Genomic DNA, 20,011 nt, shown 5'->3' with positions numbered 1-20,011 from the left:
ATTCTAAATTATCTTTGATTCTTGTGAGAAGCAGCGAATGTTTGAACGATGCTGAAACCAGTTTCGTCGATAGCATAAGTCAACTTGTCAATTTTTGAAGTAAAGATGTTGTACATTACGATAGAGATAGCTGATGTACCGATACCTAATGCAGTGTTGATCAATGCTTCAGAGATGTGCGAAGAAAGCTCAGCCTGGTTAGGAGCACCTGATGCCGCCAGTGTAGCGAATGCACCGATCATACCGATTACCGTACCTAACAGACCTGTTAATGTACCTACAGATACCAGGGTAGCGATAATGGTAAGGTTTTGCTCTAACATTGGCATTTCAAGAGCAGTAGCTTCTTCAATGTCTTTTTGGATAGCAAGAGTTTTCTGGTCAACGTCCAGGTTTGGCTCAAGTTCCATTTCGCGGTATTTTTTAAGACCTGATTTGATAACGTTAGCTACTGAACCTTTTTGTTTGTCGCACTCTGCGCTTGCAGCGTCGATGTTGCCTGAGTTAAGGAAAGACTGGATCCTTTTTACAAAAGCCTCTACACTACCGGTACCTGCTGCTTTGTTGATAACCACCATACGCTCTACAGAGAAAGTGATAACCATTAACAGGTAAGACATAATTAGGGGTACGATAACACCACCCTTGTGTACAGTTCCGTAGATATCTACCGGCTCGTTAGCTGGGTCGCCGCCTTTGTAGTGACTTCCATCGCCCAGGATGAAGATGAAGATACAAATAGCTACCACGATACAGATAGGTATAGTTAAAGATGCAAATGCGCCCGATGCACTTGAGCTTTCTTTCTTTACAGGGGTAGTTGGTTTTGTTGGTGCGTTTGCCATTACTTTGAAATTTTAGTTTTCGTTTTGTTTATAATATAAGTTAATAAAAAATGTGTGCGTTTTTAGCGAATAACAAAAATAGAATTTAAATGAATTAAAAAAACTTTTTATCTAATTGTTTATGATAACTTAATATAACAGGCTTAACCTTTTATAAATTGGTAATACTTAACGCAATTAGCTGTGAAAATTGTGTTTTTGCTAATTAATTTTTTACAATGAAACCCATTTTTTTTAATAATAGCAAACATTGACGTATAAAAAGTATGTAACTAAAGTGATATAATAGTGTCTAAAGTACAGTTACTTTTTTACAATTACACCTAATTACTTAGTTATAACTATTGGTACACATTGAACAACAGCTACTTTAAGTTGTTTTTACACTAATCTGTTTTTATTAGTTAAAACTTGTGCCTAAGTAATTCTATTGTGCTAAAATACAAAATTAAATTTGGCTAAGCCGAAAATTACGGATTGGTGTATCACCCGCCAGCTTTCTTGGCTTTGTAACCATCCGCCAGTAATAAGGTGAGCACTTTATCTCTAAAGTCGCCCTGTATAAGTATCTCAGCATCTTTGGCCGAGCCGCCTATACCACACTTGGTCTTCAGCTTCTTTCCTAGTGCTTCAAGGTCGGTTGGTGTACCTATAAAGCCGGTAATACGGGTGACCAGCTTACTGCCGCCCTTCCGGTCAAGGTATATCTTTAAGTTTTGCTGTTGCGGCGGAAGGGTATCTGCATTACCACTTTCACTTTCCTGGTACTGAAAATCAGGATCGGTAGAATACATTATGCCGGTGTAGTTCTTTTTTGTCATACTGCTATTTATTATAAGCGCTGCCTACCATCACCTTTAATGCACCAGGTACAATATCAACAGTAAGTTCCTCACCTGCATCTCGGGGTTCTCCGTCCAGGTGTATTGGGCCCGGTTTGCTGCGGGTTATACTGATGCGCTTGCCTTTTATTATCTCTACAAACTTTGATCTGTCTGCCGTCTTGGTGAACATCCGTAAACCCATCTCCGGAAAACGGTATAACGGGAACGGCTTTATAATGCAAACATCAAGCAAGCCATCCTGTACAGAAGCCGTAGGCGAAACATGCGCATTATTACCGTACTGAGACGAATTGGCCAGGCTCAGCATAAAAGCTTCCCGTACATAAGGCACTCCATCAATATTAAGCTTGTACACCTGGGACTGGTAAGTGGATATTTCCTGCAGTGATGATTTAAAATAGCTCAAGAAACCGCGCTTCTCGCTGCCGTGCGCAAAAACCTGGCTTATATGCGCATCAAAGCCCATACCTGCCATGTTGAAAAACCACTTGCCATTCATTTTACCGGCATCTATATTAATGGTATGGCCATTGTTTAATACCTGCAGCGCACCCTCGGCGTTCATAGGTATTCCCAAAAAGCGGGACAGGCCGTTGCCCGATCCATACGGTACAACTCCCAAGATGGTATCGGTACCTGCTATGCCCGATGCTACTTCGTTTACGGTACCGTCGCCACCAACGGCTACTATCATGTCGTAATTGGCAGCTTCTTCACGGGCAACGTCACGGGCATGCTTCACGCCGGTGCTAAAAATGGTATTAAACTCGAACAGTTGCTGGTTGATGTATTTGTTTATAAGCTCCGGAACACCATCCTTCTTCTTCCCTCCCGACACCGGGTTTATAATAAATAACGCTTTCCTTTTCAACTATATAAGTTTAAGGCGTCAAAAGTAAATGTATTTTCGGCTTTGTAAAAAATTGTTTTATTTTTGCCCACGCGAAAGTGGACTGATTTGATTGCTCCGGACCAGCGCCGGTACATGTTGCAACCACGTAAAAAAGTGCTAATCCTGCTTCTCTTTTACAGTTTCAAAAAGATCTTACCTTTCGGCGTTTACGTTTATTTAAACTTTTTATGCCATATTTATTCACTTCAGAATCCGTATCAGAAGGGCACCCAGATAAAGTTGCCGATCAGATATCCGACGCGTTAATTGATAATTTCTTAGCCTTTGACCCTGAATCTAAAGTTGCGTGCGAAACACTTGTAACTACCGGGCAGGTGATACTTGCCGGCGAAGTAAAATCTAAAGCATACCTTGATGTGCAGAAGATTGCGCGCGAAGTGATCAACAAAATCGGCTACACTAAAGGCGAATATATGTTTGATGGCAGCTCTTGCGGCGTGCTGTCGGCCATACACGAGCAATCTCCGGATATTAACCAGGGTGTAGACCGTACTTCTAAAGAAGAGCAAGGTGCCGGCGACCAGGGAATGATGTTTGGCTACGCAACAGTAGAAACAGATAATTACATGCCGCTTGCGCTGGATATAGCCCACGCTTTATTGATAGAACTGGCTGCAATCCGTCGTGAAAATACCGACATTAAATACCTTCGCCCGGATGCAAAATCGCAGGTTACGCTGGAGTATAGCGATGATAACCAGCCAACCCGTATAGATGCGATTGTAATATCTACCCAGCACGACGATTTTGATGAAGAGCAGGCTATGCTTAAAAAGATAAGTGATGACATTATTGGCGTACTTATACCGCGTGTGCAGGCCAAGTATCCAAAATACGCGCACTTCTTTAACAACGACATCAAATATCATATTAATCCCACCGGTAAATTTGTTATTGGCGGGCCGCATGGTGATACCGGCCTAACCGGTCGTAAAATTATTGTTGATACTTATGGTGGCAAAGGCGCTCATGGTGGTGGTGCATTTTCCGGTAAGGACCCATCAAAGGTTGACCGCTCTGCTGCTTACGCCACCCGCCATATTGCTAAAAACCTGGTTGGTGCAGGTGTTTGCAGCGAGGTACTGGTACAGGTATCTTACGCAATAGGTGTTGCTAAACCAATGGGTATTTATGTAAACACTTATGGTACCGGCAAAGTAGGACTGAACGATGGCGAGATAGCTGCGAAAGTGGAAGAGGTTTTTGACATGACTCCTTACGCCATTGAAACCCGTTTTAAACTTCGCAACCCAATTTACAGCGAAACTGCAGCTTACGGCCACTTTGGCAAACCAAGCCAAACTATTACAAAAACCTTTACAAGCCCCGAAGGGCGCGTAGTTACCAGCGAGGTAGAACTGTTTACCTGGGAAAAGCTGGACTACGTAGAGAAGGTGAAATCAGCATTTGGATTGTAATTCCCCTAATAAATTTCAATTTTGGAAAGCGGCCGGTAATCGGCCGCTTTTTTCATTTAAGATTTTTCGGTTGAGGTCCCTCGGCAGCTTTGCGCTTATAGTAATAACGTATAGCTTTATCTGTACTGCCGCACTCCAACGGGTTACACCATCGACGGGTGTGACTGCGGGTTTTATCTAAAAACAGCCACCCACATGCAGAACATTCTTTTATATACTTAGCATCTGCGGAAGTCAAAATATCATAGGCAGATTTTACAACCTTCCAAAGTGGACTGGCAAGATCTTCTCCCATGTTTAGCCAAACCTGTTTTAACCCATCTTTATGATTTGCAAAACCGATATGCGACAGCGCTTGAGATACCAGGGTGTTAAATTTATCAAGTGTGGATTGATCTACACTTGTTCCGGCAGCCTTTTGGGAAAACAAACTATAGAAATTATCCCTCACTTGTAAAATATGCTGAAAAGCCACTTGGGTATTTCGGGGTGATGCATCCGACAGTAAAGCCAGCTCTCGCTTTTCGTCCTCTGAAACAATTTCAACTTTTATGCACCAATCCAGGAAGGTTGCATAATCTGCAAGATACTCATGAGATGGCGTTTTCTTGCGCGTTTGTACCGTGTTCACAAAGTCGAGGCAGAGCAACCCTCCATCAAGCGGCAAACTGGCTATTGTTCTTACTTTGTTCATTACTTCAAATATAATCTTATTTTTACCATCAAAGTAAGTCAAGATAGTAAAAACTATTATACTTTACCACCGTTACTCATTTAGATAGTAACATTAGTTATGGCAAACAAACATCCAGCTTCACCCTTGTTAGTGGCATTCGCCTTTTTTAGCATCTATATTGTGTGGGGATCAACCTACTTAGCGGTAGCTTATGGCTTAAAAGGGTTTCCACCGTTTATATTGGTAGGGTTGCGCTACCTGGCAGCAGGGTTACTTATGCTGGCTTGGTGCAAGTTAAAGAAAGAGGCCTTACCCAAATGGCAATACCTTTGGCGGCACGCGCTCAGCGGCACATTAATGTTGGTGGGCGGCACTGGCATGATCGCCTGGGCCGAACAATACATCAGCTCGGGACAGGCAGCTATATTGGTTGCTACAGAACCGCTGATGTTTTTGCTGGTGGACAGGAAAGGGTGGAAGCAATATTTCTCTAACAAATACATTCTCGGCGGTCTTATCATCGGCTTTACCGGAATCTTTTTCTTTCTACGACTAGGGGTATCTCACGTTAACGATTCGCCTATGGCTATAGCAGCCAGCATTGTGGTGCTGGTAAGTGCCTTGCTATGGGTAGCCGGCTCGCTTATTACGAAGGGGAACCAGGGCAGTAGTACCACCGTAATGAACGCCAGCGTGCAGTTGCTTGCCGGCAGCATAGCGGCTGGATTAATAGCATTTTGCAAAAGCGAGCAAACAGGCTTTTCGTTTGCCCAGGTTACAGCAGAAGCATGGGGTGGTTTGTTGTTCCTCATTGTTATGGGGTCGTTGGTAGCGTACCTGTCTTTTGTTTGGCTTATCTCTTTCCAACCGCCGGCGGTTGTTAGCACCCACACTTATGTGAACCCTGTGGTGGCGGTATTTTTAGGATGGTTGCTGATGGATGAGCCCGTGAACAAAGCTCAGCTCATTTGCCTTGTGGTAATACTTGCAGGTATACTGCTGGTAAACGTACCAGGATATTTAAAGAGAAAGCAAGATACTGCGGAGGCGAAAAGTTAATAGCACGTAGAGCACTACTGTTAAGTTTACGCTGATAAAAGAGCCGTTACAAAGCAGCGTTTAAAAGTGTGTTTTTTGCAGATTTTTGTATGCGAAATTTATCTTTACAGGATGGAAAACCCAACCGAAAACCCGTGGAAAGTAACGTCTGAAAAAAATGTTTACGATAACCCCTGGATAAACGTAACCGAGTACCAGGTGATAAATCCATCAGGTAATCCTGGTATTTACGGCAAGGTTCATTTTAAAAATGCAGCCATAGGTGTAGTACCGCTTGATGAGGATATGAATACTTACCTGGTAGGACAATACCGCTTTGTGCTAAACCAGTACTGCTGGGAAATTCCCGAAGGTGGCGGACCTGAAGGCAGCAACCCGCTGGATTCGGCGAAGCGTGAACTACTCGAGGAAACCGGCCTGAAAGCGACGGAATGGACGGAGATATTACAGATGCATCTCTCCAATTCTGTATGTGATGAGTTTAGCGTTATTTACCTGGCGCGCGGCTTGCAGCAGCATGAAGCAGAACCTGAAGATACCGAGCAATTACTGGTGAGAAAAGTGCCTTTTGAAGATGTTTACCAAATGGTTTGCAGCGGCGAAATAACCGATGCTGTAACTGTAGCAGCAATACTTAAAGTAAAGCTGATGCTGGTGGAAAACCGATTGTAATTCATCTGTTTACCATATTCTCAAAAAAATTTACCTTTGCGGCGTTAATGAGAAAATTGCTAGGTTATTTCCTGTCACCCGTTGCCATTGTCGCATTTTTTTTGATGCTGGTTATATTTCAACCGGTGCAGTGGATATGCTATAAACTATTTGGTTATTCTGCTCACAAGCGCTCTGTAGACATCCTTAACTTTTTCCTGGTTAAAACAGCTTACCTGCTGGGCAACAGTGTGACGTTTATAAACAAACAAAACCTTCCGTTAAGCAGACCGATAATTTTTATAGCCAACCACCAAAGCTTGTTCGATATCCCGCCGATGATCTACTACCTGCGGAAGTATCACGCTAAGTTTATATCTAAGGTAGAGCTTACAAAAGGCATCCCTTCTATATCTTATAACCTAAAAGTTGGGGGCGGTGCCAATATAGATCGTAAAGATCCGCGGCAGTCTATTATGGAGCTGTCCAAATTTGGCACGCGCATGAAAGAAAACAATTGGGGTGCAATGATATTCCCGGAAGGAACACGATCTAAGGACGGCAGTGTAAAGCCATTTCAATCTGCAGGAGTAGCAACGCTTTTAAAAAAATGCCCGAACGCCTTGTTAGTACCTGTTGCCATAACCGATTCATGGAAAATGGTAGAGTACGGTTTTTATCCTATGAATACATTTACTCCAATGAAGTGGGAAGTTCTTGAACCCATAGAACCACAGGGCAGACCGGCTGATGAACTTACAAAAATCTGCGAAGAGAGAATACGGGCAGTTGTGGTAAAGTAAACGCCAAGGGGTAAGTGTTCCGAAATTTACCACAGATGTGTTTCAGACTGTTTCACCGAAACACATTCTTTCATTATGGTGATTTTGTAACAGTCTAATGGACACGTTGTTAATGATCTTTGATGAAGTACTATTGCTGTTTCGCTTCAACTTCCACCAACTTATAACTACCTGATTACTAAGACAATCTTGTTTCAAGCCACTCAAAAGTGTTTCACCTGTTTCAGCGAAACACCTTTGCACTTAGTGTATTCCGTTACTCCAGATCAGCCGCTGCAAAGGTATTACCCTGGCTAAGGTCGCCTGTTTCATAGCCTTTTTTAAACCAGTACATACGCTGCGCGCTGGTGCCATGTGTAAAGCTATCAGGTGTAACTTCACCCTGGTATTCTTGTTGCAGGCGATCGTCACCTATCTGGTGCGCCGCGTTAAGGGCCTCTTCAATATCGCCGGGATCCAGCACATTCTTAAGCTTCTGCTCGTAATGTGCCCAAACACCTGCATAAAAATCGGCCTGCAACTCTAGTTTAACAGATAGTTTGTTGTATTCAGTCTGGCTCATCTGCTGGCGTGCCTGATCCATTTTGGCGCTTACGCCCAGCAAGTCCTGCACGTGATGCCCTACTTCGTGAGCTATTACATAAGCCTGGGCAAAGTCACCCGCCGCACCAAACTTGTTCTTTAACTCATCAAAAAACGAAACGTCTATATAAACCTTTTGATCTCCAGGGCAGTAAAACGGTCCTGTTGAAGAACCGGCTTGCCCACAGGCTGTATTTACACCCTCGGTAAAAAAGTGCATTACAGGCTTGTCGTAAGTTTTTCCCATATCCTGGAAAAGCTTCGTCCAGATATCTTCTGTATCTGCCAGTACCACACGTGCAAATTTCTTCTGATCGTTATCCGGTCCGGCTGACTGTGTATTTTCCTGCTGAGCACCGCCCTGCTGAGTTTGGTTAAGTACGGCGGAAGGATCTATCCCGGTAAAGAAATATATAGCGGCGGCTATTATGCCAACCAAACCGCCACCTACGGCAAAACCACGGCCACCGCCGCTGCTGCCTTCTTCCACATTACCGCTTTCGCGCCTGCCAAACCATTGCATAGTGTTTTAAGATTAGTTACCATGTAACATGATGCCGCCGAAATTTGTTTGCGGCATGTTTGTCTAACTATGCTTGGTTTAAACAAGCGAGCCCTTCCTACCAAGTAGAAAGGGCTCACTTTTAAACTATAATGTGTTGTTATTGCTGCAACTTAGGAATTCGGGTTGGGGCATCCTTCCCGGCAACTATCGAGCGGGAGCTTAACGCAATAGCGCGGATAGTAGCAACGATATTCTTCACATCAAGGCTGCTAAACTCGTCTTTAACCGTATGATAAAGCTTGTCGCTGTCTATCTGGTCGGTAGAAATGGTGTGTGCAGGTACGCCTAACGCGGCCAATGTTGCATTATCGCTGCGGTAGAATAAGTTTTGCTGCGGATATGGGTCGGGGTAAAACTTGAATGCCGTACCCTCCAGATTGCTTTGCAGGATCTTACCAAAATCTGAACGTTCGTAACCGGTGATGAACGCCGAATTCTCACCAAATTTTGAATCTTTGCCAATCATCTCAATGTTAAACATGGCAACTACCTTATCAGGGTCCATCTGTTTAGAAAAGTATTGTGATCCAAATCCGCCAATTTCCTCGGCAGTAAACGCTACGAAGATTAGGGTGCGCTCGTTATTGTTCAGCTTTTTGTAGTACTTAGCCAGGCTAATAACAGCAGTCGTTCCGGAAGCATCATCATCGGCACCATTAGCAATAGTATCTCCTGCTATGCCATTCTTTTGAATGCCGAGGTGATCGTAATGGCCCGAGAACACAACATATTCTCCTTTTTTTGATTTACCCGGGATCATACCCGCAACGTTAAATAACGGCTTCTCCTCTGTTTTCACTTCGTAAGCAACATTAAGCGATGTTACATCATCCAGCGACCCCATAACAAACACTACTCCTTTATTTGCACCGTTAGCTGCTTTAAAAGCCGTACCGCCGCGTTTAGCACGTGCCACCAATCTCTTGAACATAGGGGCAAAACTGGTATCTACCAACACCAGCATATCTTTATCTCCTCTAGCGTATAGCTGGTACTTTTCCATAAAGTTGCTCCCAGCCGGTACTTTAGCTACTTCTACTCCACTAACACTTGCCCAGTTAAAAGATGCCGGAGCTGTAATAGCCAAGCGGTCTGCAGGCACTTCCGTACCATTGATGGTTGCTTTGGCACTCACAGGAGTAGTCTTCAGCATACTGAAGCTCTGCCGGAAGCCAGTTGCTCCTGTCAGCGGTTTTAAGCCCGCTGCTTTAAACTCACCGTCAATAAATGTTGCAGCCTTGTCAATCCCTTTAGTAAATGTACCGCGACCTTCCATGTCATCAGCGCTTAGGGTTTTAATGATGCGCTCTACATCATCCTGCTTTATTAATTTGTTTACATCCTGTGCAAAGCCGCACACCGATACGGCCATTAACGCAGCCGATGCTAGAAATCTCTTCATATTATTTTACTTTTGATGACAACCAACTATTGCGGAAGTCTTGCTGTTGTTTGGTTATTTCTTTACCAGCTGCTTCATAGGTTACCACCTCGTAGCTAGGGTTTTCTTCCAGGGTTACTTTGGTGTCGTGTTCACCTAAACGGTCTTTATACGTTACTGTAATTATGTCGCCAGGCCTTTTATCAGCAACCGCTTTTTGTAAGCCGGCTGCATCTACTGCATTACCATCTACCTTTAAGATCACGTCACCTGCATCGATACCTGCTTTGTAAAGCGGACTACCTTTAGCTGTTGGTGATGAAATAGGCACCCCGCCTTCTCCGGTGTTGGACTGACCTGAACGTCCCCTTAATTGCGCACCTGCAGAACCTAACCAGGCTTTACCCGGCTGCGCTTTGCGAAGCACGAAGCCTGCATTTGCCAGCAATTTTTCGTAATCATTCTTTTCTACACCATAGATGTAGCGCTTAAAGAAATCTGCTGCGAAGGTCGCATTGGTTACTTGTGCCAATACAGTCTGAAGATCTGCAACTGTATACGCTTTTTCTGTTTTACCGTGGGTAAGCCACAGCTGACGCATAAAATCATCAAGCGTTTTACCAAACTCGGCGCGTAAGCGAAGGTCCAGAGCCAGCGCAGTTGCGCCGCCGTATACATAATAACTGGTGAATATATTAGTTGTGTTCAGTTGATCTACGGCAACACCGGCATCTGCATAAACCGCGTAGCGGCTTGCCTGTATAGGGCTGTAATATTTTGCACCGGGAGTATTTAGTACAGAATTTATCAAACCGGCTGCAGTACGTGCATACTCTTCAGGCGTATGGAAGCCTGCACGGGTAAGCACTAACTCTCCGTAATATTGAGTAAAACCTTCCGCGCACCAAAGCTCGTTGCTCATGTTTGCGTGCTCAAAATTGAAAGGCTCTAACGTTTTAGGGCGAATGCGTTCTACATTCCAGCTGTGGAAGTATTCGTGTGAAAAGGTACCCAGCAGGCGTACTTCATTGCCACCGACTTTACCAATTGGTTGTACAATAACAGTTGAATTACGGTGCTCCATACCGTCGCCGGCGGTGCTTGGGTGTACATCATGCAGGAAAACGTAGCTGCCATAATCGTACGTCGGCAGTTCTCCAAATACAGCTTTCTCCTCCAGTACAACTTTTTGCACCATTGTAGCAAAGTTGTCTATAACACTTTGGTCATCGTCTGAGTGGGTGCTGAGCTTGATGGTCTCATCCTTACCATTGGCATTTTTGACGGTCCACTTGGCCTCTTTGTAGGCGGATAGCTCAGTAGGGCTATCCATCATATATTGCAGATCGCGCGCATAGTAAACGCCACCGCCAATAGGGTTAAGTTGTGTAGCAACTTTCCAACCGTATTTATCAAGATCGTTAAACTTAAAGGTAACAGGCCGCTTATCCATACCATATGCCCACATAAACGATGCTGGCATGTTTAAATGCGCGTGGCTGGGCTCTATACTGGCGTATGTCCCATCTGTCCAGTTGCCAAAAAGCGTGTAGGTGATCTTAACAGTCGCACCGTGGCTGGGTATCTGATACACATCGCCTTCCAATTGGTTAATAGCTAACGGCTTGTTACCCTCGCCGAATGCCTTTACGTTGTAAACGTTCTTGCCAAATTCGTGTGTAGCGTACCTGCCCGGCGATGAACGGCTCATGCGTACCTTAAGCGGACCCGCAGGTACCTGCGGAATGCTCATAGCTATTTCAGCTTCATGATGAGCCGCATTTGGAAATGAAACCGTGTAGCTGATAGTGTTAGGCGCTGTTTGTGCCAACGCGGTAAGCGACAATAAGGAAGCCGCTCCTAAAGACAAAATTTTCTTCATTAATGGATAATCTTTCGGCTGTTAAATTACCATTAAATCTCTTATGCTTATCTATCAATTTTATTACGAATAACAGACTATACTAATCATAACTGTGACGGCTGAGATCATACTCAGACTGTGCAGTTATAATCCGCTTTCGCCTGTCTATATCGGCATCCAGGTTATGATCGTAAGTACTGTCGGTAACTGCCATGTATCGTTCTTTGTCTTTATCCGCATAATGAACATCAGCTTCCGCCACCTTCGCTACGGCAGTATCATAAGGCCCTTTAGGAGACATCAGCTTAACAAATACCGGTAAGCACTCAAACAATATAAAAAGGTAGCCTATAAAGGAAATTGCGAGATAAGTATCCAGATCGCGCGTGCCGTTTACATTATAGGAAAGCTGCCCCAACGCCCAGTTTCGGTCGGCAAAACCTGCTATATTAGCCAGGCTGTCCAGTTGCTGGTTACTGAACAAACGGGTGCTGTTCAATCCCTCGTAATCCTTTCTGCGGGCAAGGTAATCATCCATTTGCCCGAGATTTTCTGTAACGGTTTTAAGGCGGTCCTGCTTTTCTTTTAAAACCTGTTCTTTTTGCTTAGCATAGGTGCCATAACCCGTTATACCGGATGTTTGGTTGGTTTTGTCTCCAAATACCTCCTGGTTAAGCTCATAGCGTGAGCGATTGATGTCGCGCTCAAGCGAATCCTTCTCCTTTTTCAGGTCGGTGTTTTTCACCAGTTCCTGGGCGTACTTCTGCTGATAAGTTTTTTGCAGCGTATCTATCTTGCTGTGCTGCCCTTTAAGATAAGCAGTCTTCAGCTTGTCGCGGATTTCCTTATCAAAAATCTTCAGCTCCAATGGGCGCGATATTACCACGCCTATCATAATGGCAAGCAGTATACGCGGCGATGCCTGCAGTATTTGCTGACCTGTTGTGCCTTCTTTATTGATACTCGACACAATGTACCTGTCCATATTAAAAATAGCAGTGCCCCACAGCAATCCGAACAGAATAGCAAAGCCGACGGCGAAAGCGCTGCCGCTGAATACGAAGTACATAGCATAGCCGCCGGAAAGTGCGGCAAACAGAGCGGTGAAAAATATAGTAGCGCCTATACCCACATATTTGTTATGTTCTATAGGGTATTTCTTTAAAGTATCTATATGTGCACCGGAACAGAACCAAAAAAACCGGGTTATTTTCTTCATTGCCTTTAGCTGCAATATTTTAACAGCTTACTATGAAACGCCGGCAGGTACTTATTGTTACAAAACACGCACAAATATTTGATGCAGAAAAGCATACCTTTGAGTTATAATTACACCAACATGAAAGAGATTACGGTACAGGAATTAAAAGAGAAGATAGATAACAACGAAGACTTCCAACTGATAGATGTACGCGAGGATTTTGAATACGAGACCTCTAACATAGGCGGCAAACTTATACCTCTGGGCGGTATACTTATTGAGGCAGACCAGGTAGCTAAAGACAAACCGGTAGTTATTATGTGCCGCAGCGGTAAACGCAGCTCGGTAGCGCTTCATCAGCTGGAAAGCCAGGGTTTTACTAACCTTTACAATCTTAAAGGTGGCATACTTGCATGGCAAGCCGAAATTGACCCAACAATCAGCGTATATTAATATGGGTAAGAAGCTGGCTTTAAATGTGCTTTACAACATAGGCATAATGATATGCCTTTTTACAGCTTACTGGGGGTTTGAGCACGCACGTTATGAATTTCTAATAGGCGCTTTATTTATTGGCGGCGTTTTTATAATGCTGAAGATGAAGCTTATTAAAGAAGTAAAACAAAACATACGGAACTAACCTGTTCCAACAGACACTAACAAAGCCGGATAAGAGAACTTATCCGGCTTTGTTAGTTATAAATAAATCTGCTACATTTAGTAACATTTTTAAAGTGGGTATATCTCATTCTTGATAATATCTAATCACTCCTCAAATTAAATTTACATATCATGTTTTTGATCATTCTCGGTATCATTATCCTGTTTGCGGGTATAATGGTAAAACGCTCTACCGAACCTTTTGGCCGGTTTGGCGGCATCGTAAGTGCTGTTGGTATAGCTGTTGCGGTATTGGGCTTTATAACATCCTCTTTTAAGGTGATAGATGCCGGTACCGTAGGCGTTCAGGTTTTATTTGGCAAAGTGCAGCCTGCATCTTTAGAAAGCGGTTTGCATGTTATTAATCCACTTGTGGATGTAAAGACGTTTAACGTACAAACGCAAAACTACACTATGAGTGCCGTGCACTCGGAGGGTGAAGTACAAGGCGACGACGCTATACGCGTACTATCATCAGACGGGCTGGAGGTCACTATTGATTTATCTGTACTTTACAAGGTAGATCCGCTTAAAGCACCTTACATACTGCAAAATATAGGTGCAGACTACGTGGACAAGATTGTTCGCCCGGTAGCACGCACCGCCATACGTGATAACGCGGTTAATTATGCAGCTGTAGACCTCTACTCGACAAAACGGCAGGAGTTTCAGGATAAAATCAACCGCACCATATTAGAAAGCTTTGCAAAACGCGGCTTAGTGCTTCAGCAGATACTGGTTAGGAACATCTCTCTCCCAGCTTCTGTAAGAGCTAGTATTGAATCAAAAATTCAGGCTGAACAGGATGCTCAGAAGATGACCTTTGTGCTGCAGAAAGAGCGTCAGGAGGCGGACCGTAAGCGTGTAGAAGCACAGGGTATAGCTGACTATCAGAAAATACTTTCAACCGGTTTATCTGACAAGCAGCTGCAATATGAATTAATTAAGGCGCAAAAAGATATCGCTTTATCACCTAATGCAAAAGTTATAATTCTTGGCAATAGCAAGAATACCCCAATAATGCTGACTGATAAGTAGCGTCAAAACAGATAGTGCATCGGTAAAATAGCCGGTGCATTATTTGAAGTAAGCAGCGTACTCCGCAGGGATCCCTTTTATCGACTTTATCTGGATGTCTTTGTAATAGATCTCAGCAGCCTCGCTCTGTAGCTGCAGCTTGCCTTTAATGAGCGGCTTTAATACATCGCCATCTTTATACCTTGAGCCTGAAAGCGCGTTAACCACTTTGCCGTTAACTATCTGCAAGCTTTTATCGCCGTAAGTAATCAGGTCTATCTGGTTCCATTCGCCCACTTTATCCATGTCGGTACCGGCTTGGCAAAAACCGCCATGACCTGTTGCTCCCCCGAAAGAGGTAAGCGGGCCTTTAGTATCAAACCTGTAGCTTGAATCTTTTACCGCGTGAATGTCGGCCTGTGAAGATGCCTGTGACCAGTAATCGCCCGGGCTATGCTCTATGATCTGGAACTCCTGGCTTAGCATCCAGCTGCGCCAGTACTCAACACCTGCAGGTCCCTGCGAGTGATATAGCAATCCGCTATCTTTTAACTCGTATATACGCGGTACCCACTTCTTTTCGCCCCATTTATACTTTAAGCGTAAGTGGTAATTTTCAAACTCCTGCTTGGTGAAAACACAACCATAAATCTCACCTGTAACATGCAGAACAGGCTCACCGCTCACCATATCTACCGAGAATACGTTAGCCTGGTTCTTGTTGTAGCCAATGGGTTCTATCAACTTTCCATTCTCATCTGTTGGTGCCTGCCCTTTATAGCCCAGTTTATGGTAAAAGCTTTGGTATATCTCCCAACTGGACAGTGTTTTATCCAGCAAAGGGGTCCATTCAGATGCCGGCTGAAAAGACGAACCTGTAACAAGGCACAATACACAGCAAAGGCAGGCAAGAAGTTTGTTCATGTTTAAGTATGGTTTACATCTCAAACTTAACAAAAAATTGAAAAGAACAGCCGTTAGTACTTGAAAATAACACCTGCAAAAAGCCGGTAACCGCTTCTGTTTACACTATTTAGCTGCGTTTGCTCAGCTGTGCCGGAGGAAAGGTAAAGTTCATCAATACCCTTTCCCGTTTCCCAGTGATAAACACCAGCACCCAGGTTAATGGCAAATCTTTTAACCAACTGATAAGCTAAAGATGTGTTGCCCTCTAAGCCATAGCCTTTAGCAGTATGCCTGAAACTCACCGGATGCTGAAAAGTTGAGATAAGGTTCCAGTCTGCTTTGGCGTTGTAATCAGCCTGATTATACCTGAAATCAGCCTTTAGACTAAGCCGTGACAGCAACTTTGCCACAGCTGCAAGTTTAACAAAAGGCCCTTTCCAGTTCGTTTGATAAGAGCTATTGAGATCAGCAAACTGGCCGGAGCGGTCCAGCAAGTGCAGCGATTGCTTACTTGTTCCATAACCAACATAAGGCACTAAACCAAACCTATTGTTATCTATCAGGATAAAACCCAATCCACCGGCAACACTCCTGCTAAACCCCTGGTCGGCATCAAAAGTTTCGTTATACACCCTGTTTGTGCGGTTATCGCTGCTGTAATCGTTATCTGTAACGGTGCCAGCACTTATGGCACTATGTGAATAGCTCCCCATCAGCATAAAACGCCCGGTAATGTTCCATTGAGCTCCGGCTGAAAGAGCAATGCCACCAAGCTTTTTCCACTTTAATTCTGAATAAATGTTGGGATTTTGACCCTGGCTGTTTCCTGCTATCGACCAGTCAAGCTTCTGTTGCTCATAACCCACGGCCATATCAAATTGGACCTTCAGGACGGTTTGCGCACGCACGTAAACAAAGCTGAACAATAAGCAGGCTAAAGCAAGCGATCTTTTCATGGGGAAGAAATAAAACAGCCTGCCCATTGGTGAAGGCAGGCTGTAATTTACAGATATTTTATTGATTGACCCCGAAGGCTTCCCAGCCTGATGCCGTTGCACGTGAACACGTCATTGCCGCCGTTCCGTTTTCACTGCTAATGAATTTACCGTTACTTCCTCTAAAAGTAACCTTTCCATCACTGGTTGGTACCCAATCAAACTTTTCCCAATCGCCAATAGTAGTGCGGTTACAGGTAATAGCCTGAGTACCATTTTCTGAGGAGACATATTTACCCTGGCTTTGCAGGGCAATTTTACCACCACCTGCATCTACAATAGTAAATTGCTCCCATGCTTGTGGAGACGGGCGGTTGCACCACATAGCTTGTGTACCATTTTCGCCGCTTACATATTGGTTGTTAAAACCTTTAAGCGTTACCGTTTGCCCTATAGGTGCTGTGCTGCCTGTACCGCTGGTAATGTTATACACCCTAACGTAATCTACATACATATTGGCAGGAAGTGCGCCGTTGTTAATGTTGTTACCCGGCAGATCTCCGCCTACAGCAAGATTCAGGATTATGTAGAATGGCAAGTGGAACTCTTCTGTGTTATTAATATTGTTTTGAATGTTGCCGGTGTTAAACAAAGTTCCGTCTACATACCACCTGATGCTGTTAGCATCCCATTCCACCGCATAAACGTGGTAATCAGTCGCGGTAGCGGTAATGCTGTTGCCGTAGTACACATGGCCATTGTTATTCCAGTGCATAGTACCCAGTATAGTGTTGCTGGTGTTGGTTTGCTCCATTATGTCTATTTCGCCACACTGCGGCCAGCCCACCTGACCTATGTTTTGGCCCAGCATCCAGAATGCAGGCCAGCTCCCCTGAAAGGCCGGGAGCTTTATCCTGGCCTCAATACGACCATATTTAATACTGAATTTTCCGGATGTATTAAGCTTTGCAGATGTGTATGGTTGGCCGCCCATACTCTGGTTTTTGGCAGTAATCACCAGGTTTCCACCTGTTACTGCAGCATTGGCTGCCTGGTAATACTCCTTCTCGTTGTTCACATTCGGGTTGCCGTTGTCAACGTTCCACTTGCTGCCGTCAATGGTGGTGCCGTTAAACTCATCGCTCCAAACCAGTGTTAAAGCACGCGGCGAGGTTGTAGTTGCACTGCCTGAAGGCGCCGTAAGCTTATCAACCCCAGACCGGCTTACATCTTTTTTACAAGATACAGCCATCACGCCAAGCGCCAGCAGGATGCCGGTACTTTTAAGAAAGTCAGATAATTGCTTTTTCATAAAATTGGTATTAGTATTTGGTTAAGTGCCGTAGAATCTGTCAGCCTATCATAGCCTGAGAGGCTGACAGCATAAGAGTTTACTGGTTCACACCGAACGCTTCCCACCCGGATGCTGTGGCGCGCGAGCAGGTCATGGCCTGTGTCCCGTTTTCGCTGCTGATGAACTTTGCATTGTTACCGCGGAACGTGACCTTGCCATCTGCAGTGGGTACCCAGTCGAACTTCTCCCAGTCGCCAATAGTAGTACGACTACAGGTTATAGCCTGAGCACCATTTTCTGACGACACGTACTTGCCCTGGCTTTGCAGCGCTATTTTACCTCCGCCGGCATCGACCACGGTAAATTGCTCCCATCCACCTGCTGTAGCCCGGTTGCAATTCATTGGCTGCGTGCCATTTTCGCTGCTTACATACTGGTTGTTAAAGCCCTTAAGCGTGATGGTAGAACCAATTGGAGCCCCTGTTCCGGTGCCGCCACCTGTAGATTGCGTACCGCTCCATTTGAAGGTAACCACTGCACCTGCAGCCAGGCTGTAAGTGAAAGACTCGGCACCCCATTTTAGTTTAAAGCTTACTGTGCTGCTGCCGGTATTAAGCGCTACAACCACTTTTGAGCCATCGCTATTTTTAAAAGCTACGTTTGATATACTCCCCGCAATGTTAGAGTTAATGCGCACAGCCCCGGGCCTAACAAATTTCGACGCGTGGGCTATTATGTAATAAGCCACGTTACGGGTAATAGATGTACCGCTTACTGTAATAGCGCCTAAACAAGTGCTGCAGCCACCGTTGGTGTGTGGGTTGTTATTAGGGTCAGCGGCCAGATTCCACTCCAGTACATTGCGGCTCCAGTTACGTGTTGCACCTATTATGAGCGTGTTAACGTGCCAGTTAAGGTCACCCCCGAAGTTGCTTGGCGCACCAACCCATTGCTCGGTGAAGTAGACGTTCTTATTGGGATACGCATTGTGTACATCCGTAAGCGCGCTGATATTGCCCGCATACAAGTGAAACGCTGACCCATCTACATACTGCCCAGCCTGCCCCACCACTGTTGTGGCGTAGCTTGGCACATCTGCATTATGATCGTAAGCAATAATCTTGGTATTTAAGCCGGCAGCACGTAATTGCGGGCCAAGGTTGTTGTTGATAAACGTCACCTGCTCACTGGCCTGCATTACCATGCTTGGATTATTATACGGATTAAGTGGCTCGTTCTGAGGCGTAATGGCATCAATGGTTATACCCTGTGCTTTCATTGCTTGTATGTACTTTACGAAATACCGTGCATAAGCATCATAGTAAGCAGTGTTAAGACTGCCTCCAGTATAGCCGTTATTACCAGTGGTGTTCACCTTCATCCAGGTAGGTGCTGTCCACGGTGTGGCGATGATCTTGATACTGGGGTTGATAGCTACTATCTTTTTCAGAATAGGCAGGAAATCAGTGTTTTCCGGTGCAAGGCTGAAGTTATTCATGTTTACATCACCGGCTGTTTGGTTGTAGGTGAAATCGGAAGAACTAAGGTCGGATGCTCCAATAGAAATACGCAGATAGCTTACCCCAATCTGTCCATTACCAGTGCCAAAAAGCTCATTCAATACCGCTGTCTGGTTCGCCCCTAAGCCATTTAATAAACTGGCGCTTCCGCCCGTCAGGGTGTAGCCAAAGCCATCTATACCCTGGTAAGTAACATTCTCATCCACAGTAATTGTTGTTGCATTGGTACCTGCATCTGCGGCAAAGTTAAGAGTGCTTTGTGCGAGCAAGCTTGACTGGTCACCCTTTGTAAGCCAGGCACTTACCGTTTCATTTGCAGCCCGGGCGGTAGTTCCTGATGCATTTGTGCCTCCCGAAGTTTGAGACCCGACATCCTTTTTACAGGCATTCACAAACAGTCCAGCGGTAACTACTGCAGCCGCAAGAAGTTTAAATTTGTAGTTAATTTTCATAAGTTATTGGTTGGTTTGTATGCTTATTATGGCTGCATTTACCCGCACTCACTAAACTATTGCTTAAACAGTAAAGCAGGATCCCGCTTGTAACATTGGCGCAGATCTTTCGTGTTTTTTTGATGAGGAGGCAGATGCAGGTATAACTGGTTGAAACAAATTTAAAGTAATTTTAACGTTACAAACAAGAGTAAGCCACTACAAATAATTGATAAATAAGCATTTACGTACACTTTGATACGCTTACATCCGGCTGTTGGTAAACAAAAAAGCAGGTTTAAATAAGCTAAACCTGCTTTAGAAAAAATTAAAAAATAGTTACGATACGCTTATTTCACGGGTTAATTTTTAAGCAAATATTTGATATCAGGTAAGCGGCGGGTAATCGGGCACAAATCGAAGCTCCTTAACCGTTGACACGACG

At 44.5% G+C, this 20,011-nt stretch carries 19 protein-coding genes; 7 read left to right on the top strand and 12 right to left on the bottom strand.

Going from position 1 to position 20,011, the window contains the following annotated elements; translation table 11 throughout:
• Window positions 1–8: 8 nt before the first annotated feature.
• The 3 genes from DYU05_RS12410 to DYU05_RS12400 all read right to left on the bottom strand — a co-directional run bounded on the left by DYU05_RS12410 (window position 9) and on the right by DYU05_RS12400 (window position 2,561).
• Entirely contained in the window at window positions 9–845 is an 837-nt protein-coding gene (locus DYU05_RS12410; RefSeq protein ID WP_117383427.1) for a MotA/TolQ/ExbB proton channel family protein, read from the bottom strand.
• A 485-nt stretch (window positions 846–1,330) separates the two neighbouring features.
• Window positions 1,331–1,666, bottom strand: coding sequence for a translation initiation factor (locus tag DYU05_RS12405; RefSeq protein WP_117383426.1), 336 nt, complete (start codon window positions 1,664–1,666; stop codon window positions 1,331–1,333).
• Between the two features lie 4 nt (window positions 1,667–1,670).
• Entirely contained in the window at window positions 1,671–2,561 is an 891-nt protein-coding gene (locus DYU05_RS12400) for a diacylglycerol/lipid kinase family protein (protein ID WP_117383425.1), read from the bottom strand.
• A gap of 209 nt (window positions 2,562–2,770) precedes the next feature.
• On the opposite strand from DYU05_RS12400, the gene metK reads away from it, so the two are divergent.
• Window positions 2,771–4,021 carry a methionine adenosyltransferase gene (gene metK, locus DYU05_RS12395; protein WP_117383424.1) on the top strand — a complete coding sequence of 417 codons (1,251 nt, stop codon included), beginning with the start codon at window positions 2,771–2,773 and terminating at the stop codon, window positions 4,019–4,021.
• A gap of 52 nt (window positions 4,022–4,073) precedes the next feature.
• Here the strand turns inward: metK and DYU05_RS12390 are convergent, their stop codons facing one another.
• Window positions 4,074–4,715: a CGNR zinc finger domain-containing protein gene (locus tag DYU05_RS12390; RefSeq protein WP_133300224.1), complete on the bottom strand. Its 642-nt coding sequence runs from the start codon at window positions 4,713–4,715 to the stop codon at window positions 4,074–4,076.
• Between the two features lie 99 nt (window positions 4,716–4,814).
• Here DYU05_RS12390 and DYU05_RS12385 point away from each other — a divergent pair, with 99 nt between their 5' ends.
• From DYU05_RS12385 to DYU05_RS12375, 3 genes are all read left to right on the top strand, one after another.
• Window positions 4,815–5,756, top strand: coding sequence for an EamA family transporter (locus DYU05_RS12385; RefSeq protein ID WP_117383422.1), 942 nt, complete (start codon window positions 4,815–4,817; stop codon window positions 5,754–5,756).
• A 111-nt stretch (window positions 5,757–5,867) separates the two neighbouring features.
• A complete protein-coding gene (locus tag DYU05_RS12380) occupies window positions 5,868–6,428 on the top strand; it encodes an NUDIX domain-containing protein (RefSeq protein ID WP_117383421.1) in 561 nt (186 codons plus the stop codon).
• 47 nt (window positions 6,429–6,475) lie between these two features.
• Window positions 6,476–7,210, top strand: a complete 735-nt coding sequence (locus DYU05_RS12375) for a lysophospholipid acyltransferase family protein (protein ID WP_117383420.1) — start codon at window positions 6,476–6,478, stop codon at window positions 7,208–7,210.
• A gap of 256 nt (window positions 7,211–7,466) precedes the next feature.
• Here the strand turns inward: DYU05_RS12375 and ypfJ are convergent, their stop codons facing one another.
• From ypfJ to DYU05_RS12355, 4 genes are all read right to left on the bottom strand, one after another.
• Window positions 7,467–8,315: a KPN_02809 family neutral zinc metallopeptidase gene (gene ypfJ, locus DYU05_RS12370; protein WP_117383419.1), complete on the bottom strand. Its 849-nt coding sequence runs from the start codon at window positions 8,313–8,315 to the stop codon at window positions 7,467–7,469.
• Between the two features lie 139 nt (window positions 8,316–8,454).
• On the bottom strand, window positions 8,455–9,759 hold the full coding sequence (locus DYU05_RS12365) for a M20/M25/M40 family metallo-hydrolase (protein WP_117383418.1): 1,305 nt from the start codon (window positions 9,757–9,759) through the stop codon (window positions 8,455–8,457).
• Window position 9,760: 1 nt separating this feature from the next.
• Window positions 9,761–11,620 carry a M61 family metallopeptidase gene (locus DYU05_RS12360; RefSeq protein WP_117383417.1) on the bottom strand — a complete coding sequence of 620 codons (1,860 nt, stop codon included), beginning with the start codon at window positions 11,618–11,620 and terminating at the stop codon, window positions 9,761–9,763.
• A gap of 82 nt (window positions 11,621–11,702) precedes the next feature.
• On the bottom strand, window positions 11,703–12,821 hold the full coding sequence (locus DYU05_RS12355; protein WP_117383416.1) for a DUF4407 domain-containing protein: 1,119 nt from the start codon (window positions 12,819–12,821) through the stop codon (window positions 11,703–11,705).
• Between the two features lie 120 nt (window positions 12,822–12,941).
• On the opposite strand from DYU05_RS12355, the gene DYU05_RS12350 reads away from it, so the two are divergent.
• The 3 genes from DYU05_RS12350 (at window position 12,942) to DYU05_RS12340 (ending at window position 14,501) form a co-directional block, all read left to right on the top strand.
• Complete coding sequence (locus DYU05_RS12350; protein ID WP_117383996.1) at window positions 12,942–13,256, top strand: rhodanese-like domain-containing protein; 315 nt, start codon at window positions 12,942–12,944, stop codon at window positions 13,254–13,256.
• 1 nt (window position 13,257) lies between these two features.
• Window positions 13,258–13,443, top strand: coding sequence for a DUF6358 family protein (locus tag DYU05_RS12345; RefSeq protein WP_117383415.1), 186 nt, complete (start codon window positions 13,258–13,260; stop codon window positions 13,441–13,443).
• Between the two features lie 152 nt (window positions 13,444–13,595).
• Window positions 13,596–14,501 (top strand): prohibitin family protein, encoded by a 906-nt coding sequence (locus DYU05_RS12340; RefSeq protein WP_117383414.1) that lies wholly within the window; start codon window positions 13,596–13,598, stop codon window positions 14,499–14,501.
• Between the two features lie 39 nt (window positions 14,502–14,540).
• Here DYU05_RS12340 and DYU05_RS12335 read toward each other — a convergent pair whose 3' ends face one another.
• From DYU05_RS12335 to DYU05_RS12320, 4 genes are all read right to left on the bottom strand, one after another.
• The gene (locus DYU05_RS12335; protein WP_117383413.1) at window positions 14,541–15,404 is read right to left on the bottom strand and encodes a 3-keto-disaccharide hydrolase; all 864 of its coding nucleotides are present in this window, start codon (window positions 15,402–15,404) and stop codon (window positions 14,541–14,543) included.
• Window positions 15,405–15,457: 53 nt separating this feature from the next.
• Window positions 15,458–16,342: a hypothetical protein gene (locus DYU05_RS12330; protein ID WP_133300223.1), complete on the bottom strand. Its 885-nt coding sequence runs from the start codon at window positions 16,340–16,342 to the stop codon at window positions 15,458–15,460.
• Window positions 16,343–16,400: 58 nt separating this feature from the next.
• Window positions 16,401–17,633: a family 16 glycosylhydrolase gene (locus DYU05_RS12325; protein WP_117383411.1), complete on the bottom strand. Its 1,233-nt coding sequence runs from the start codon at window positions 17,631–17,633 to the stop codon at window positions 16,401–16,403.
• A 79-nt stretch (window positions 17,634–17,712) separates the two neighbouring features.
• Complete coding sequence (locus DYU05_RS12320; protein ID WP_117383410.1) at window positions 17,713–19,587, bottom strand: glycoside hydrolase family 30 beta sandwich domain-containing protein; 1,875 nt, start codon at window positions 19,585–19,587, stop codon at window positions 17,713–17,715.
• Window positions 19,588–20,011 lie beyond the last annotated feature (424 nt).

This window comes from Mucilaginibacter terrenus (assembly GCF_003432065.1).
Taxonomy (GTDB): Bacteria; Bacteroidota; Bacteroidia; order Sphingobacteriales; family Sphingobacteriaceae; genus Mucilaginibacter; species Mucilaginibacter terrenus.
Note: the sequence above shows the minus strand (reverse complement) of the source record. Positions and strands in the feature narration are given on the sequence as shown.

Bases quoted from the DNA above. Each gene is read 5' to 3' on its own strand.
- metK (WP_117383424.1), top strand. From the start codon at position 2,771: ATGCCATATTTATTCACTTCAGAATCCGTATCAGAAGGGCACCCAGAT.
- DYU05_RS12350 (WP_117383996.1), top strand. From the start codon at position 12,942: ATGAAAGAGATTACGGTACAGGAATTAAAAGAGAAGATAGATAACAAC.
- DYU05_RS12380 (WP_117383421.1), top strand. From the start codon at position 5,868: ATGGAAAACCCAACCGAAAACCCGTGGAAAGTAACGTCTGAAAAAAAT.
- DYU05_RS12360 (WP_117383417.1), bottom strand. From the start codon at position 11,620: ATGAAGAAAATTTTGTCTTTAGGAGCGGCTTCCTTATTGTCGCTTACC.
- DYU05_RS12410 (WP_117383427.1), bottom strand. From the start codon at position 845: ATGGCAAACGCACCAACAAAACCAACTACCCCTGTAAAGAAAGAAAGC.
- DYU05_RS12385 (WP_117383422.1), top strand. From the start codon at position 4,815: ATGGCAAACAAACATCCAGCTTCACCCTTGTTAGTGGCATTCGCCTTT.
- DYU05_RS12355 (WP_117383416.1), bottom strand. From the start codon at position 12,821: ATGAAGAAAATAACCCGGTTTTTTTGGTTCTGTTCCGGTGCACATATA.
- DYU05_RS12375 (WP_117383420.1), top strand. From the start codon at position 6,476: ATGAGAAAATTGCTAGGTTATTTCCTGTCACCCGTTGCCATTGTCGCA.
- ypfJ (WP_117383419.1), bottom strand. From the start codon at position 8,315: ATGCAATGGTTTGGCAGGCGCGAAAGCGGTAATGTGGAAGAAGGCAGC.
- DYU05_RS12340 (WP_117383414.1), top strand. From the start codon at position 13,596: ATGTTTTTGATCATTCTCGGTATCATTATCCTGTTTGCGGGTATAATG.
- DYU05_RS12405 (WP_117383426.1), bottom strand. From the start codon at position 1,666: ATGACAAAAAAGAACTACACCGGCATAATGTATTCTACCGATCCTGAT.
- DYU05_RS12390 (WP_133300224.1), bottom strand. From the start codon at position 4,715: ATGAACAAAGTAAGAACAATAGCCAGTTTGCCGCTTGATGGAGGGTTG.
- DYU05_RS12335 (WP_117383413.1), bottom strand. From the start codon at position 15,404: ATGAACAAACTTCTTGCCTGCCTTTGCTGTGTATTGTGCCTTGTTACA.
- DYU05_RS12325 (WP_117383411.1), bottom strand. From the start codon at position 17,633: ATGAAAAAGCAATTATCTGACTTTCTTAAAAGTACCGGCATCCTGCTG.
- DYU05_RS12345 (WP_117383415.1), top strand. From the start codon at position 13,258: ATGGGTAAGAAGCTGGCTTTAAATGTGCTTTACAACATAGGCATAATG.
- DYU05_RS12330 (WP_133300223.1), bottom strand. From the start codon at position 16,342: ATGAAAAGATCGCTTGCTTTAGCCTGCTTATTGTTCAGCTTTGTTTAC.
- DYU05_RS12365 (WP_117383418.1), bottom strand. From the start codon at position 9,759: ATGAAGAGATTTCTAGCATCGGCTGCGTTAATGGCCGTATCGGTGTGC.
- DYU05_RS12320 (WP_117383410.1), bottom strand. From the start codon at position 19,587: ATGAAAATTAACTACAAATTTAAACTTCTTGCGGCTGCAGTAGTTACC.